Annotated in this window: 18 protein-coding genes and 1 pseudogene; 12 read left to right on the top strand and 7 right to left on the bottom strand. The window is 72.1% G+C overall.

Translation table 11 applies throughout. The features are described from left to right. Positions 1 to 6: 6 nt before the first annotated feature. On the top strand, positions 7 to 792 hold the full coding sequence (locus ABZW17_RS06710) for a protein phosphatase 2C domain-containing protein (RefSeq protein ID WP_354810383.1): 786 nt from the start codon (positions 7 to 9) through the stop codon (positions 790 to 792). A gap of 36 nt (positions 793 to 828) precedes the next feature. Continuing rightward, positions 829 to 1,395, top strand: a pseudogene (locus ABZW17_RS06705) (DUF998 domain-containing protein); the annotation flags it as partial. A 78-nt stretch (positions 1,396 to 1,473) separates the two neighbouring features. Here the strand turns inward: ABZW17_RS06705 and ABZW17_RS06700 are convergent. Then, positions 1,474 to 2,502, bottom strand: coding sequence for a D-cysteine desulfhydrase family protein (locus tag ABZW17_RS06700; RefSeq protein WP_354810381.1), 1,029 nt, complete (start codon positions 2,500 to 2,502; stop codon positions 1,474 to 1,476). Between the two features lie 86 nt (positions 2,503 to 2,588). On the opposite strand from ABZW17_RS06700, the gene ABZW17_RS06695 reads away from it, so the two are divergent. From ABZW17_RS06695 to ABZW17_RS06685, 3 genes are read left to right on the top strand one after another with little or no spacing between them, the layout of a single operon-like run. Continuing rightward, entirely contained in the window at positions 2,589 to 3,965 is a 1,377-nt protein-coding gene (locus tag ABZW17_RS06695; RefSeq protein ID WP_354810379.1) for an amidase, read from the top strand. Further along, positions 3,932 to 4,507 carry a TetR family transcriptional regulator gene (locus ABZW17_RS06690; RefSeq protein WP_354810377.1) on the top strand — a complete coding sequence of 192 codons (576 nt, stop codon included), beginning with the start codon at positions 3,932 to 3,934 and terminating at the stop codon, positions 4,505 to 4,507. Before ABZW17_RS06695 ends, ABZW17_RS06690 begins: the two co-directional genes overlap by 34 nt. Next, positions 4,507 to 5,373 (top strand): oxygenase MpaB family protein, encoded by an 867-nt coding sequence (locus tag ABZW17_RS06685; RefSeq protein WP_354810375.1) that lies wholly within the window; start codon positions 4,507 to 4,509, stop codon positions 5,371 to 5,373. Before ABZW17_RS06690 ends, ABZW17_RS06685 begins: the two co-directional genes overlap by 1 nt. A gap of 96 nt (positions 5,374 to 5,469) precedes the next feature. On the opposite strand, the gene ABZW17_RS06680 is transcribed toward ABZW17_RS06685, so the two are convergent. Continuing rightward, positions 5,470 to 6,021, bottom strand: coding sequence for a CGNR zinc finger domain-containing protein (locus tag ABZW17_RS06680; RefSeq protein ID WP_354810373.1), 552 nt, complete (start codon positions 6,019 to 6,021; stop codon positions 5,470 to 5,472). Positions 6,022 to 6,075: 54 nt separating this feature from the next. Between ABZW17_RS06680 and ABZW17_RS06675 the strand changes: the two genes are divergently transcribed. From ABZW17_RS06675 to ABZW17_RS06655, 5 genes are all read left to right on the top strand, one after another. Next, positions 6,076 to 6,930, top strand: a complete 855-nt coding sequence (locus ABZW17_RS06675; protein WP_354810371.1) for an alpha/beta hydrolase — start codon at positions 6,076 to 6,078, stop codon at positions 6,928 to 6,930. Between the two features lie 95 nt (positions 6,931 to 7,025). After that, the gene (locus ABZW17_RS06670) at positions 7,026 to 8,423 is read left to right on the top strand and encodes a hypothetical protein (protein ID WP_354810369.1); all 1,398 of its coding nucleotides are present in this window, start codon (positions 7,026 to 7,028) and stop codon (positions 8,421 to 8,423) included. Continuing rightward, positions 8,420 to 8,812, top strand: a complete 393-nt coding sequence (locus ABZW17_RS06665) for a FixH family protein (RefSeq protein ID WP_354810367.1) — start codon at positions 8,420 to 8,422, stop codon at positions 8,810 to 8,812. The genes ABZW17_RS06670 and ABZW17_RS06665 overlap by 4 nt, the downstream gene beginning before the upstream one ends. 10 nt (positions 8,813 to 8,822) lie before the next feature. Then, on the top strand, positions 8,823 to 9,965 hold the full coding sequence (locus tag ABZW17_RS06660; protein WP_354810365.1) for a hypothetical protein: 1,143 nt from the start codon (positions 8,823 to 8,825) through the stop codon (positions 9,963 to 9,965). Then, positions 9,958 to 10,503: a hypothetical protein gene (locus ABZW17_RS06655; RefSeq protein WP_354810363.1), complete on the top strand. Its 546-nt coding sequence runs from the start codon at positions 9,958 to 9,960 to the stop codon at positions 10,501 to 10,503. Before ABZW17_RS06660 ends, ABZW17_RS06655 begins: the two co-directional genes overlap by 8 nt. 111 nt (positions 10,504 to 10,614) lie before the next feature. On the opposite strand, the gene ABZW17_RS06650 is transcribed toward ABZW17_RS06655, so the two are convergent. Further along, a complete protein-coding gene (locus ABZW17_RS06650) occupies positions 10,615 to 10,869 on the bottom strand; it encodes a DUF397 domain-containing protein (protein WP_354810361.1) in 255 nt (84 codons plus the stop codon). 295 nt (positions 10,870 to 11,164) lie between these two features. Here ABZW17_RS06650 and ABZW17_RS06645 point away from each other — a divergent pair, with 295 nt between their 5' ends. Together ABZW17_RS06645 and ABZW17_RS06640 are read left to right on the top strand one after the other, a co-directional pair. Then, the gene (locus tag ABZW17_RS06645; RefSeq protein WP_354810359.1) at positions 11,165 to 11,287 is read left to right on the top strand and encodes a hypothetical protein; all 123 of its coding nucleotides are present in this window, start codon (positions 11,165 to 11,167) and stop codon (positions 11,285 to 11,287) included. A gap of 3 nt (positions 11,288 to 11,290) precedes the next feature. Next, entirely contained in the window at positions 11,291 to 11,545 is a 255-nt protein-coding gene (locus ABZW17_RS06640; RefSeq protein WP_354810357.1) for a hypothetical protein, read from the top strand. Between the two features lie 97 nt (positions 11,546 to 11,642). Here the strand turns inward: ABZW17_RS06640 and ABZW17_RS06635 are convergent, their stop codons facing one another. The 4 genes from ABZW17_RS06635 to ABZW17_RS06620 all read right to left on the bottom strand — a co-directional run bounded on the left by ABZW17_RS06635 (position 11,643) and on the right by ABZW17_RS06620 (position 14,885). Next, positions 11,643 to 12,251 (bottom strand): class I SAM-dependent methyltransferase, encoded by a 609-nt coding sequence (locus ABZW17_RS06635; RefSeq protein WP_354810355.1) that lies wholly within the window; start codon positions 12,249 to 12,251, stop codon positions 11,643 to 11,645. Then, the gene (locus ABZW17_RS06630) at positions 12,248 to 13,096 is read right to left on the bottom strand and encodes an SAM-dependent methyltransferase (RefSeq protein ID WP_354810353.1); all 849 of its coding nucleotides are present in this window, start codon (positions 13,094 to 13,096) and stop codon (positions 12,248 to 12,250) included. Before ABZW17_RS06630 ends, ABZW17_RS06635 begins: the two co-directional genes overlap by 4 nt. Further along, positions 13,093 to 13,920 (bottom strand): SAM-dependent methyltransferase, encoded by an 828-nt coding sequence (locus tag ABZW17_RS06625; protein WP_354810351.1) that lies wholly within the window; start codon positions 13,918 to 13,920, stop codon positions 13,093 to 13,095. Before ABZW17_RS06625 ends, ABZW17_RS06630 begins: the two co-directional genes overlap by 4 nt. 101 nt (positions 13,921 to 14,021) lie before the next feature. Beyond that, a complete protein-coding gene (locus tag ABZW17_RS06620) occupies positions 14,022 to 14,885 on the bottom strand; it encodes a helix-turn-helix transcriptional regulator (protein WP_103354905.1) in 864 nt (287 codons plus the stop codon). Positions 14,886 to 15,063 lie beyond the last annotated feature (178 nt).

Here is a 15,063-nt window from a genome sequence, read left to right as displayed (position 1 = left end):
CGGGTGATGCCCGAAATCGCGATCGCCGGACGGGCCGGGGTGGGCGCGGACGGCCACCCACGCCCTTCCGAGGACCACGTCGTCGTGCTGGACAACGCCGTGCTGGTCCTCGACGGCGCCACCTCTTCGGACCCTTCGCAACCCCCGGGCGGCTGGTACGCCGAACGGCTGGCCAGACGCCTCGCCGAAGACCTCGGCGCGGCCCCCGAGGCCGACCTGACCGACGCCCTGACCCGCGCGATCGCCGTGGTCACGGCGGAAAACGACCTGCGCCCGCAGCGGTCGCCGTCGAGCACGGTCGCGGCGGTGCGCTGGCTCGGTGACCGCGTCGACGCGCTCGTGCTGGCCGACAGCCCGGTGGTCGCCTTCGGCGGCTTCGGCGTCGACGTCGTCTCGGACGACCGGCTCGCCCGGCTGCGGCGGCGCGGGATGCTGCAGACCGGCGCCGACGTCCGGCGCCGGCGCAACGCCCACGACGGGTTCTGGGTCGCCGAAGCCGTGCCGGGCGCCGCCGCGCACGCGGTCCGGCGCAGCTGGCCGCGGGCCGACGTCGACGCCGTCCTGCTCGCCAGCGACGGGGTCTCCATCGGCGTCGACCAGTACGCGCTCTTCGACTGGCCGGAGGTCCTGGCCACCGCCCGCGCCGACGGGCCCGACGCCGTGCTGGACGCCGTCCGCACCGCGGAGAAGCAGGATCCGGACGGCGAACGCTGGCCCCGGCCGAAGCGGCACGACGACCAGGCGCTCGTCCTGGTCGACTTCACCTCCGGGGGAATTCAGGGTCTTCCCTGATCACGGGGGTGCCGCCGGGGCGGGAACCTGGACGGCATGGGGACGGAACAGGGGAAGCGCACCAGACCGTGGCGGCTGGTCGCGCTGGGTGCGATCGGGTGGGGCCTCTTCACGGCCGTGGTGCTGCACATCGTCAGCTCGCGCAACCCGGTGTACGACACGCTTTCGAGCTACACGGTGACCGACCGCGGCGAGGGGATGCTCGCGGCCAGCGTGCTTTCGCTGGCCATCGGGTCGCTCGCGGTGCTCGGCGCGCTGCAGGTCGCCGGGGTGCCGCTGTCGCGGACGACCCGGCTGCTGCTCGTGTTGTGGGCGCTCGGGCTGGCCGCGGCCGCGGTCTTCCCGGCGAGCTACCCCGAGGCGCCGGACCCGGTGAGCGGCGAAATCCACCTCTACGCGTGCCTCGTGGCCTTCTGCAGCCTGCCGGGCGCGGCGATTTCGCTGCTGGAACCGTTGCGCGGCCGGCCGGAACGCGCCGCGCTGGTCAAGTCGATCCGGCTGTCCGCGGGGGCGTTCGCGCTGTTCGCACTGAGTTTCGTGTTCGTGCGGCTGAGCGAGGCCGGGATCGAGCCGTTCCGCGTGATTTCGGACGCCTTCCCGATCGGCGTCATGCAGCGGCTGCTGCTGCTCGCCGACGTCGTGCTGCTGGGCACGCTGCTGTGGCTGGCGACCCGGCTGGAGTCAGCCTTCGACGGCCGCCGCGAATTCGGGCGCGTAGCCGTACAGGCCGGGCATGCCGCCGGTGTGCAGGAACACCACGTGGTCGTCCGGGGCGAAGTGGCCGGCCCACTCGACCAGCGCGGCGGCCACCTTGCCGGTGTAGACCGGATCGAGCACCACGCCTTCGGTGCGCCCGAAGAGCCGTAGGGCGTTCCAGACGGCGTCGGTCGGGATGCCGTAGCCGGGGCCGAGCGTGGAGTCGCCCAGCCGCGCGTGCGTGAAGGGCGGCGGTTCGACGCCGAGGAGCTTGGCCGCGCCGCCGACGAGGTCGTGGAGGTTCTCCGTGGCCTCGTCGAGCGGGTGGCTGACGCAGGCGATGCCGACGCCGAGGTTCTTCAGCAGGGCGGTGGCCAGGACCACCCCGGCCGCGGTGCCGCCGCTGGCGTGCGGGACGACGAGGTGGGCGCGCTCGATACCGCGTTCTTCCAGCTGTTTCGCGAGTTCGTGCGTCGCGCGGACGTAGCCGAGCGCGCCGAGGTCGTTGGAGCCGCCGACCGGGACGGTAAAGACCTTCCGGCCGTCTTTCCGCGCTTCGGCGACGAGCCGGTCGTAGGTGCGGCCGGTCTCCTCGCCGTCGGCGCAGATGTGGACGGTGGCGCCGAAGAGCCGGTCGAGGGGCAGGTTGCCGCCGCGTTCGTACGCCTCGCCGTCGCGCGGGACCTTGGCGGTGAGCACGAGTTCGCAGCGCAGGCCGAGCTTCGCGCACGCGGCGGCGGTCTGCCGCCCGTGGTTGGTCTGGAGCGCGCCGAAGGTGATCACGGTGTCCGCGCCGGCTTTTTCGGCCGCACCCAGGTGGTATTCGAGCTTGCGGAGCTTGTTGCCGCCGGCGCCGAGCGGGTGGACGTCGTCGCGCTTCAGCCAGAGGTTCCGCAGGCCCAGTGCTTCGCCGAGCCGGGGTGCCGCCTGCAGCGGCGTCGGCCAGCCGCCCAGGTCGACGCGGGGGATCGCGGCCAGTGCGGCGTCCGGGAAGCCGGCGAAGTCGAAGGTCATGGCGCCCAGTCTGCCGCAAAGGTGGCCGAAGACCGGCGGTATCCGGTAACGTTCGTTCGAACGAACGAGAACCTTCGGGGGCCGCCATGACCGCTACGAGCCTCGACTTCACGGGCCTCGCCGCCCAGGCCGCGCAGCTTGCCGCGGGTGAGGTCACCTCCGCCGAGCTCACCGCGGCCGCGCTGGGGCGCGCGCACGCGAGCCAGCCCACGCTCAACGCCTTCCGGCACCTGCGCGACGACGCAGCGCTCGCCGAAGCGGCGGAAGCGGACGAGCGGCTGCGGGCCGGGGACCGCGCGCCGCTGCTCGGCGTCCCGGTCGCGATCAAGGACGACGTCGACCTCACCGGCCTGCCGACGTCCTTCGGCTGCGTCGGCGAATTCCCGTGCGCCACCTCCGATGCGCCCGCCGTCGCGCTGCTGCGCGAGGCCGGAGCGGTGATCATCGGCAAGACGAACACCCCCGAGCTGGGCCAGTGGCCGTTCACCGAGGGCCCGGCCTTCGGCGTGACGCGCAACCCGTGGCACCCCGGCCATACCCCCGGGGGTTCTTCGGGCGGGAGCGCGGCCGCGGTGGCGTCGGGGGTCATCGCGGCCGCGCTCGGGTCCGACGGCGCCGGTTCGGTGCGCATCCCGGCCGCGTGGACCGGGCTGGTGGGCGTCAAGACCCAGCGCGGGCGGATCCCGACCGATGGCGAGCTGTTCCACGGCCTGACCGTGCTCGGCCCGCTGGCCCGCACGGTCGGCGACGCCGCCCTGCTGCTCGACGTCGCGGCCGGCACCGGCAGCGCGTTCCGCACCGCCGCCGCGCGCGAGCCCGGGAAGCTGCGGATCGGGCTGTCGACGCGGATCCCGTTCACCGCCACCAAGACCCGGCTCGACCCGGTCGTCGAAGCTTCCGTGCGCCGGCTCGCGGAGTCGCTGGCCGGACTGGGCCACGAGATCGTCGAGGTCGAACCGGACTACGGGCTGATCGGGCTGACGTTCCTGCCGCGGTCGCTGACCGGCGTCCGCGACTGGGCGATGCGGGTGCCCGACCGGACCGGGCTCGACCCGCGCACGCGCAGCAACGCCGGGCACGGCCGACTGCTGGCCGGTCCCGCACTGCGGCTGGCGCGGGCCCTCGAGCCGGGCCTGCACCGGCGGATCGGCTCGGTGTTCGGCCGCGTCGACGTCCTGCTGACGCCGACGACCGCGACCCCGCCGCCGCCGATCGGGACGTTCGACGGGCTGTCCGGCTGGGAGACCGACCAGGCCATGATCGCCGCCTGCCCGTACGCTTGGCCGTGGAACGTGCTGGGCTGGCCGGGGGTCAACGTCCCGGCCGGGCTCACCGACGGCGGGCTCCCGCTCGGGGCCCAGCTGCTCGGCCCGTCGCACGCCGAGGAGCGGCTGATTTCGCTTGCCGCGCAACTGGAAGAGGTCGAACGGTGGCCGGAGCGGCATCCCGAGACAAGCTGGTAAGCACCCGGGACGCCATCCTGCGCGGCGCGCTGACCGTCGTCGGCGAACACGGCGTCGGCGGGCTGACGAACCGCCGGATCGTCGCGGCCGCCGGCGTCTCCCTCGGCACGCTGACCTACCACTTCCCGAGCCAGACGGCGTTGCTGCGCGAGGCGATGCTGCTGTTCGTCGAGGAGGAGACGGCGAAGCTGGGCGCGATCGTCGACGGCTACCGGTCGGAGGGCCTGAGCGTCGAGCAGGCGGCGTCGGTGGTCGAGAACGTGATCGCGCAGCTGCCGTTCGGCGCGGACGAGCTCGGCGCGCACGAGCTGTACCTGCAGTCGGCGCGGGATCCGGAGCTGCACGAAGCTTCGTCGCGCTGCTTCGCGGCGTACGACGAGCTGGCGGTGACGATCCTGGCGGCTTTGGGAGTCCCGGAGCCGCAGCGTTTGGCCGGCCCGGTGGTCGCGCTGATCGCGGGCCTGCAGCTGCGGCGACTGGCGACGGGCGAGACGGACACACCGGTGGCCGAGCCGCTGATGATGCTGCTCCGCGGGGCTTGATGACCCGCCCGATCGTCCGCGGCACGGCGGCGTGGAAGTACTTCGGCGACTTCCGCGACGGGCTGCTGGCCGGTCAGGTGCTGGTGCTGCAGGTGGCGCACCCGGTCGTCGCGGCGGGGGTGCGGGACCATTCGGACTACACGTCGGATCCGTGGACGCGGTTGATGCGAACGGTGGCCTCGCTGTCGATCTACGTGTACGGCGGAACAGCAGGCGCCCAGGTGGAGGCGGCGCGGTTGCGGTCGTTGCACCGGTCGTTCACCGGGGTGGCGGACGGACGGCGCTACAGCGCCCTGGACCCGGCGGCGTACGCGTGGGTGCACGCAACGCTGGTGAAGGCTCCGGTTGACGCGCAACGGTTTTTCGGCGTCCGAATGTCCGATGTGGAGCTTGAGGAGTACTACGCGCAGATGTGCGGCATCGGGCGGTTGCTCGGCGTCCGGGAGCGGGACCTACCACCGGACTGGGCGGCGTTCGAGCGGTATTACGACGCGACGGTGGCGGGTTTCGGCCCCAATCCGACGATCGAGGCCCTCCTGGAGACGCTCCGGACGGTGGAGAAGCCGGTCGGATGGCTGCCGGACCCGTGGTGGCGGGCAGTGCGGCGGGGGCAGTTGTGCTTGATCCGGGGAACGTTGCCGGCCTCGTTGCGGGAGTCGCTGGGTCTGGAGTGGACAGAGGCGGACGAGCGACGGTTCACGCGGTTCGCCGGCGGCGTGCGGGTGGCGTGCCGCCCGATCCCGGCGTGGCTGCGGACGGCGCCGATGCGGTGGGTGGGGAAGCTCAACGTGTGGTTCCGGGCGCACCCCGGGGTTTACGAGCGCCTGATCGGCGGCCACGGCCCCGGCTCGACGCAAGGGTCGTGACTGGAGGTCGAACTGGCGTGATTGGGCGGGCATCACGCGTATCTGGAAAGGCATCTCGCGTGTCTGGAGGGGCATCTCGCGTGCCTGGAGGGTCGGTCAGTCGCGGGTGAGGGTGCGGGCGTAGTGGGCGCGGGCCTTGGCTCGGTTTCCGCAGCGGGACATCGAACACCACTGGCGGTTCCGGCGCGGTGAGGCGTCGCAGAACCGCAAGCCGCAGTCGTCGGCCGCGCACACCCTGACCTCTGCGTCGCTCGTGGCCAGGTCGATCGCATCCGCCGCCAGGGCTGCGAACGCCGCCGCCACCGGGTTCTTCGGGGCCGGGACCTCTCGGCGCAAGCCGTCGCTGGTCGGGATGAGCCGCGGGGGTGGTGCCGGGGCCGAGGCCGCCGCGTTGTTGACCAGCTCGACGTCCATCTTCGACGGCTCCTCCGGCGGCAGCAGCACCCGGTCGATCGCCTCCCGCAGCGCCTTCGCCGCCAGCACGTTGCCCGCCGTCACCGGGATCGGGCCCGTCGTGAGACCCGCCAGCGAGAACCATTCCGCGAGCGCATCCGGACCCGTCAGCAGCTCCACGCCGTCCTCGTGCCGGCTGCGCATCGTGTTGACGAGATCGAGGCACGGCCGTCCGCCGTCGAAGACCCACTCCATGCCGGTCATTCTAACCCTTGAAGACAGTTAGAAGCAGCGCTACCGTCTAACCCTATGAACCGGTTAGATAACGTCGCCACCGTGAACGGCATCCGCATGCACTACCTGCGCGCCGGCGACGGCCCGCCGCTGTTCCTCCTGCACGGCTGGCCGCAGACGTCGCACTGCTGGCACAAGGTCCTCGCGCCGCTCGCCGAGACCCACACCGTGATCGCCCCCGACCTGCGCGGTTACGGCCGCACCGACAAGCCGAAGACCGGCTACGACAAGCGCACGATGGCCGCCGACGTCGCCGCGCTCGCCGAGCACCTGGGCTTCCCGAAAACCGCCGTCGCCGGGCACGACCGCGGCGGCCGCGTCGCGCACCGGTGGGCCCTCGACCGCCCGGACCAGGTCGAACGCCTCGCCGTGCTCGACATCGCGCCCACGCGCGCCATGTGGCAGCGCCTCGACACCGGCGTCGCGAAGGCGTACTGGCACTGGCTCTTCCACCTCCAGCCCGACCTGCCGGAGCTCCTGGCCGGCCAGAACATCGCCGGCTACCTCGGCTACTTCTTCGAACGCTGGACCTTCCAGCGCCACGCCCTCGACGCCGACGCGCAGGCCGAGTACGTCCGCGCGTTCTCCCGGCCCGGCGCGCTCCGGGCCGGCTTCGACGACTACCGCGCCTCCTTCCCCGACGACGCCGAACTCGACGACGCCGACTTCGCCGCCGGAAACCGCGTCACCCAGCCGCTCCTCGCGCTCTGGGGCGCGAACGGCCTGCTCGGCACCCTTCCCACGCTCGACATCTGGCGCGAGTACGCGGACGACGTCACCGGCGAAGCCCTCGCCGAGTGCGGCCACTTCCTGCCGGAAGAACAGCCCGAAGAAACCGTCGCCCACCTGCGGCGATTCCTGCGGCCCTGAGATTCCCGGGGGCACCGGTCCCCCGGACTGGGGACCGGCGTTCCCTCGCCGCCGTGACGCCCGCCACCGGTTGCGCCGGTTAGGTTCGAACCACAATGGGGAGCAAACCGAAACTGGCGCTGCTGATGCTGCTGGCCATCCTGGGGATCGCGGCCGGCAGCGGCACCGCGCACGCCGACGGCGCACCGTCCGGCGCCGACGTCCAGGTGGCGCAGACGCTCGGCGCGCGCGAACTGACCGTGATCATCCGCCGCGTCGACACCACACCGTCGCCGCTGCGGGTCGACGTCGTGACGCACCGCGGCACCGCGCCCGGCACGCTGCACCTGACCGTGGCCGCCGACGGTGTCACGGCGTCGCGCGCCGACGTCGTCCTCGGCGCCGAACCCGGGATGTACGCGGGAAACCTGCGTGTCGACAAGCCGGGACCGTGGGAGCTCTCGCTGAGCGACGGCACCGGGCCGGCGGCGACCATCCCGTTCCTGGTGCCCGCGCGGGTGGTGCCACCGTGGGAGAAGGCGACCTACGGCGGGTTCGTCGCCGCGGGCGTTTTCCTGTTGCTGGCCTTGGGCGTGGGTGTGCGAGCGAGGAGAACGGCGTTCGCGCTGATCCCGGCGGGTGGCGCGGTGGCCGCGATCGCCGTCGCCGTCACCGGCGCGCTGCTGTCGGCGAGCACTCCCCCGCCGCCGGCGCCCGGCAGCCAGCTCGACCCGACGTTCGACAACGTCACCGACCCGTACGCCAACGCCCAGCTGTCCACAGTGGACTATTCGCGGCCGCCGGTGAACCTCGCCGTCGAAGCCCGGCAGGGAAACCTGCGGCTCACCCTCACCGACGGCGCCACCGGACGGCCGGTCGACGACCTGCTCGTCCACGACAACGCCCTGGTGCACCTCGTCCTGGTCTCGCCGTCGGGACGCCTCGGCCACCTGCACCCGGTGCGCGTCGGGCCCGGCGACTACCGCGTCCGCCTCGCCGATCCGGAGCCGGGCACGTACGCCGTCGCCGCGGAACTCGCCCGCCGCGGCGGCGGCGTCCAGCTGGTCCGGTCCACAGTGGACCTCAAGGGCACGGCCGCACCGGCACCGGAACCGCCCGCCGCCGGGCCGCGGACGGTCGACGGCACCCCGGTCGACCTCACCGTCACCCCCGGCACGCCGACCACCATCACCGCGCACTTCCCCGCCCGCGACCTCCAGCCGTGGCTGGGCATGCTGGGCCACCTGATCGTCACCGGGCCGTTCACCGGCCCCGCCGGCGAAGGCGCCGCCAAGGCACCCACGTGGGCGCACGTCCACGCCATGATCCCGCCGGTCGCCGGCCAGCTCGGCCGTCCTGATGAGACGGTCGCCGCGTACGGGCCGGACGTCAGCTTCACCTACACCTTCGCCGCGCCCGGCCGGTACCGGATCTGGCTGCAGGCCGAACGCGGCTACCAGGTGCTCACCGTCCCCGCCGTGGTGGACGTCCCGGCGACCGGGGCCGGCCGGTGAAGCGCCCGACCTTGCTGGTCGCCGTGGTCGCGCTGGTCGTCGCGGCCGGGGCCGCCTGGCTGTTCTGGGGCGGCAGCGGCGCCAAACCCACCACGCAGCAGGCCGTTTCCGGTCCCTACACCGTGCAGTTCTCCGCGGACCAGCCGCGCGTCGGCGGCAACACGTTCGCGGTGGCGGTGACCGGGCCGGCGCCCGACGCCGTCACCGTCGCACCGGTCATGGCGCAGATGGGGCACGCGTTCCCGCCGGTGCCCGCCGGGCCGGACGGGCCCGGCCGCTTCCGCGCCGCGAACGTCGGGCTGCCGATGGCCGGGCAGTGGGAGATCACCGTTTCGCTGCGCGGCCCGGGCGGGCCCGCGCAGGTCGTCTTTCCGTTGTTGGTCAAGTAAAGGAGGGGGCATGGATTTCACCGCATCCGGCGCGCGCACCACGTCGGCGGCGAAACCGGCGCGCACGGGGCTGCTGCCGGCGAACGTCGTGCTCGGCGGGTCGCTGCTGTCGCTGGTCGGGCTGACCTGGGACATCCAGTGGCACGACGACGTCGGGCCGGACACGTTCTTCACGCTGCCGCACCTGTTCCTGTACGCGGGCAGCGCGGTCGTCGGCCTCGCGAGCCTCGCCGTCGTGCTGCTGACGACGGCGGCGCGGCGCGCGGGACGGCCGGTCGACCCGCGGGTCGGCGGCCGCGTGGTCAACGTCTTCGGCCGGACGTTCGCGGCCCCGCTGGGCTACCTGGTCTCCGGCGTCGGCGCGGCGACGTTCCTGCTGTACGGCCTGTGGGACCAGTGGTGGCACGGGCTCTACGGCTTCGACGCGGTCATCGACTCGCCGCCGCACATCGGGCTGCTGCTGGCGATCACGGTGTCGCTGATCGGCACGACCGCGGTGTTCGCCGCGGCGCGCGAGCACCGCTGGGGCCGGCTCGGCACGCTGGCGTCGCTGACCGTCCTGCTCACCTTCGGGCCGGTGCTGGCGCTCGGGTTGCAGCAGGTGCCCGACGACTACGCCGACGCCGTCGCGATCGGGACGTCGATGATGGCGGTGCTGCTGGTCTCCGTCGGGGCCGGGTTCGTGCGCCGCCCGGGCGGGGCGGCCGGCACCGCGGCGCTGGTCGCGGTGGTGCAGGCGGTGTTCTGGTGGTTCTCGCCGTGGGCGGCGAAGGCCTACGCCGACCTGGTCGGCCTGCCGCTGCGGGACGCGGTTTCCGGGGTGCCGGCGATGCCGTCGCTGGCGCCGATGGCCCTGCTGCCGGTGGCCGCGCTGATGGAACTGGTGTACCTCACCGGCCGGCGCCGGGGGTGGCGCGCGGGCCGGGTGTCCGTGGTCGCCGGTGGGATCGCCGGGCTGCTGCTCGGGCTGAGCCTGCCGGTGCAGCGGATGCTGCTCTACACCGGCGCGCACCTGCCGCCGGCCTGGTACCTGACGACGACCGCCGTGCTCAGCGCGGCGCTGGGGCTGCTCGGCGGGTTCGCCGGGTGGCGGTTCGGCGGGATGCTCTGCCTGCTGGCGCCCGCGAAGAAGGGGGAAAACGCTGATGCGTAAGGCACTCTTGGCTCTGGCTGCCGCGGCGGGGTTGCTGTTCGCCACCGCGGCACCGGCGAACGCCTACGAGCCGGTCAACATCGTGCACACCGAGCGGGTGCAGGCCGGGCCGTACGGGCTGACCGTCGGGTTCAGCACCTGGCCGCTGAAAGCCATGCAGTCACTGGACTTCACCTTCATCCCGGACGGCGGGATCGAGGACAAGTCCGGCACGCTCGCCATGCTCGGCCCCGGTGGTGCGCAGCGGCGCGCCCAGCCGCTCGTGCGGCACCCGCGCAAGCGGGAGGTCTGGGGGCTGGACGTCCGGTCGCTGCCGCAGCCGGGCGACTGGACGTTGCGCTTCACCGTCAACGGCCCCGCCGGGTCCGGTACCGGGGAACTGCGTTCACTGCCGGTGCAGGAGCAACCGGGGCCGCCGATGGGCGTGAGCTGGGCGATCAGCACGCTGCCGCTGATCGGGCTCGTGGTGCTCGTCGTGCTGGCGTGGCGCCGGACCCGCAGCCGGTTGCGAGGCGGGGAACTTCCGGCGATCGGGTGAGATTCCGCTCACATTCGGCACCCGGACGTATTCGGGGCGTCGTGGAGGCCCTCTTCACCGCAGGACGGGAAGGGGGCCTTCACCATCTTTTCTCCAGCCGGACGGACGGGCTCAGGCGGGCAGGTCGAACTGCCCGGCCTTGACCGCGATCAGGAACGCTTCCCACTCGGCGCTGTCGAAGACGAAGACGGGGCTGGTCGCGAGCTTGGTGTCGCGGACGCCGATCAGGCCTTCCCGGCCGAGGTTGACCTCGACGCAGCTGCCACCGTTGGGCTCGCTGGCGAAGGACTTCTCCCAGGCGGCCTCTTCGAACATGGACACGGCCGTGTTCGGATCGTAATCCGCGAACGACGGATAATCCGCCATGGGTCGTACCTCCGAGGATCGATGGGGTCGCGGCCGCGAACTGGTCGGAATGCACCCGCTCCCGGCTACTCAGTGTCTCAATGGCGCAAGCCACAGGGCCAAGCGGGTGATCAACTAGCTTCGGCCTCGACATGAAGATTATTCCAGGAGTAGGATTAATCGCATCGGCCGGGGCGCCGGCGTCGGTGAACGACTGCCTGCTCGCGGCGGGCGGTCGCCGACACGGGTCGAAGTGTCGGAGTGACCACGGCCGGACGAACCAAACCGCCGCACGACCTCATGGGGGAGGACCAGCGTGATCGTCGAGGACAGGCCCCACGTCTCCGGACGTGCCGCCGCCACCACGACCGGGCTGGTCCGCGCGCACCTGACCGGCGGCGAACCCGTCCGGTCGCCGCGACGAGAGCTGGGGGTGTAGACGATGGCCGTCCGGGTGAACTCGCTGTTCCGCCGGGAGGACGAAGAACTCCGTGGCCGCCGGGGGATCGGCAACGAGCTGCGGAACCGCTTCGGGTTCAGCCTGATCCAGGCACCGCTGCGCAAGACGACGACGTGGGCGACGGACCAGGACCTGCCGCTGCGCCGCCATTCCGACGGGGTCCGGACCACCCGCCCGCTGGAAGCGTCGATCGACCTGACGCCGCTGCTGCGCGGCCGGCTCGGCTCCCGCGTCTAGGAGTTCGCTTTCCCGAGGTCCGGTTGACACAGAACTGCCGTACCACCACCGAAAGAGCCCCGGTTTCCTGCGGAACCGGGGCTCTTGCCGTGCCGGGCTACGGTTTCCGGAGCAGCAGGCTTCCGTGCCGCAGGGGCCGCTCCCCCGCGACCGGTTCGCGGTACACCCGCCCCACCTCGGTGAACCCCGCCGCAGCCCCGAAACCGGCCAGTTCGTCCAGCGGCCAGCAGTAGGCCGTCGTGACCTTGTGGTCGAACGACGTCCGCGGGCCGCCGCGGGATTCGAAGCACCCCAACAGAAAGTGACCGCCGGGTGCCAACATTCGGGCGAATTCGGCGAAGTGCCCCGGCACCTCCGCCGGCGGGGTGTGGATCAGCGAATACCACGACAGGATCCCGGCGAGGGAGGCGTCGGGCCGGTCCAGCGCCGCCATCGAACCCACTTCGAACCGCAGGTCCGGGTGCGCGGCCCGGGCGAGCTCGACCATCGCCGGGGACAGGTCGACGCCGAAGCTGTCGAGCCCGAGCGAACGCAGGTGCGCGGTCAGGTGGCCGGGCCCGCAGCCGAGGTCGGCGACCGGGCCGCGGCCGCGGACGGAATCCGCGAACGCGGTCCAGACCGCCCGTTCCAGCGCGTGCTCGTCCCAGACCTCGCGGACGAACTCGGCGTACCGGACCGCGACCGCGTCGTAGGCGGCTGCCGTCACGGTTTGCGGCCGAGGCCGCAGAGGTGGCCGACGAACGACGGGTCGTTCGCGAGCTTCTTCGTGGCCTTGGACTCGATCTCCTCGGGGTGCCACTCCGGCAGGTAGACGATGCCCGGCTCGACGAGCTCCAGCCCCTCGAAGAACGACGTGAACTCCGCGCGGGTGCGCAGGTGCAGCGGGGTGCTCGACTGGTTGTACTGCTTCATGATCGTCTCGCGGCTGTCCGCGTCGGCCATCTCCTGCAGGCCGTCGCTGGTGAGGTGCGAGGACAGGAAGTACGAGCCGGCCGGCAGCAGCGACAGGTACTTCTGGATGGTCTGGGCCACCGGCTCGTTCTCGCCGAGGAAGTACAGGACGCCGACGATGATCAGGCCGATCGGGCGGTTCGGGTCGAGGACGCCGGTGTCGAGCGCGCGCTTCCAGATGTCGGCCGGGTCGCGCAAGTCGCCCTGCAGCACCGCGTGCCGGTCCGCAACCCCCTCCTTCTCCAGGAGGATCTGCGAGTGGGCGACGGCGACCGGCTCGTTGTCGACGTACACGCACCGCGCGTCCGGGTTCACCTCGGTCGCGACCTCGTGCACGTTGCCGACCGTCGGGACGCCGGAGCCGAGGTCGAGGAACTGGTCTATACCGTTGCGCGCCAGGTACCGGACGCCGCGGCCGAGGAAGTCGCGGCCGGCCCGCGCGACGGTCTTGATCATCGGGAAGGTCTTGACCGCCTGTTCGCCGAACTGGCGGTCGATGGCCCAGTTGGCGTCGCCGCCGAGGAACCAGTCGTAGATGCGGGCCGCGTTCGGCCGGTCCAGGTCCACGCCTTCCGGGGCTTCGGGGTCCTGCGTAGTCATTGCGTCCTCCAGGCTTTGCGGCCGACACCGCCGACCACGCTCGCGAGGGGGACCGTGGCGGCGCCGGGCTCCGGGCGCCACTCTCCCACAGGCACGATCCCGGGCTCGACGACGTCGAAGTTACCGAAGAACGCGGCGATCTCGCCGAGGGACCGGGAAACCGCGGGCGAACTCGACCGCTCGGACAGCTTGACCAGCCGCCGGATCTGCTCCCGCTCTTCGCCGTCGACGCCCGATTCGGTGGCGTGCGAAAGCACGTACGCCGATCCGGGCGCCAGGAGCGTCCGGTAGTCGCGGATGGCTTCGCGCACGCCGGTGACGTCCGGCAGGAAGTGCAGCACCGCCACGGTGAGCAGGCAGATCGGCCGGTCCGGGTCGAGCACGCCGGTCGCCAGCGCGGCTTCCCAGACCTCTTCGGCGTCCCGCAGGTCGGCGTGCAGCACGGCGTGCCGGTCGAGGTCGCCGGCTTCTTCGAGCAGCATCCGCCCGTGCGCGACGGCCACCGGCTCGTGGTCGACGTAGACGCAGCGGCTGTCGTCGGCGTAGTCGTCGGCCACCTCGTGCACGTTGCCGGCCGTCGGGATGCCGGAGCCGAGGTCGAGGAACTGCGTGATGCCTTCGGCCAGGCAGTAGCGCACGGCCCGGCCGAGGAAGGCGCGGTTGCTGCGGGCGAGGACCTTGGCCAGCGGGAACGCCTGCACCGCCTGCTCGCCGTACTGCCGGTCGATCGCCCAGTTCGCGGTGCCGCCGAGCGCCCAGTCGTAGATCCTCGCCACGTTCGGGCGGTCGAGATCGATGGCCTCGGGGAGGAAGGCGGGGTCCACGATGTCCCCTTCGGGCGGCAACTTCCGGTGGATTCAAGCGCAACAGAGTGACTCTACCGAAAGTTGTTCACAGGTCGGGACAGCTGACCCCGCCATTCGCCCTATTGGAGCTGCTGCATCTGCGCGCGGTAACCCTCCGCAAGCTCCTTGAGGAACTGCCGGGTCTCCTGACGCTCCAGCGCGGCGCCGCGCAGCCTGTCCCAGGAGTCGACGAAGATGTTGAAGTCCTTCACGTCGTCGAGGTACAGCCCGCCGGCGGAGTGCTCGATGTAGACGAAGTCCCGCGTGCGGTCCGGGAACCGCATGATCGTGAAGTCGTTGGGCACCGCGGCCAGCCGCGCGCCGAACGGCAGTACGTGCACGTAGACGCGCGGGTGCTTCTCCAGCGACAGCAGGTGCTCGACCTGGTCCAGCATCACCGCGGGCGCGTACCCGCCCGGGGCCCGGCGCAGCGCGCCTTCGCTGATGATGAACCGGTAGTACGGCGGCTGCTGCTGCTCGAACACCGCCTTGCGGTCGAGCCGGTTGCGGACCAGCGACGTCACGTCGGTGGCGCCGAACTCGGTGAACTGCTTGAGCATGTAGTGCTCGGACTGCAGCGGGCCCGGGATGCGCTCACCGTGCCAGGTGAGGATCTCCGCGGCCGCGGGCTCCAGGTCGGTGAAGGTGCGGAACCAGTGCGGCACCACCGAGCGGTAGCCGGACCAGTGGCCGCGCTGCCCGGCGGCGGCCCGCGCCAGGTTCATCAGCGTGTCGGCCTCTTCGCCGTTGATCCCGAACGCGTTCAGCATGGATCGCACATCCCCGAGCTTCACCCCGACGGCACCGGACTCGATCTTGTTGACCTTGCCCTGGGTGCAGCCGAGGACCTCGGCGACCTGCTGCTGTGTCATCCGCGCCGCGGTGCGGGCATGCCGGAGCTCGTTCCCGAGCTGCTTCCGGCGCGAGGTGACGGTGCTGGCCATCGCCCTGCTCTCCCGGACCACTACCAAGCAACGGCGGCCACCGGCCGCCGTCGCACGCGAACTATCGAACCCACCCAGGTTAGTGCTTCACCTTGCGGATCTCGATGATGACACCGCGCAGCGTTCCAGGAAACGCCGCGGAATGCCAGTCACCTGCGCTATCACTCGCCTGGACCAG

It is taken from the genome of Amycolatopsis sp. NPDC004625, from assembly GCF_040609695.1.
In the GTDB taxonomy this organism is placed as follows: domain Bacteria; phylum Actinomycetota; class Actinomycetes; order Mycobacteriales; family Pseudonocardiaceae; genus Amycolatopsis.
This window is presented reverse-complemented; position numbering and strand designations above follow the sequence as displayed.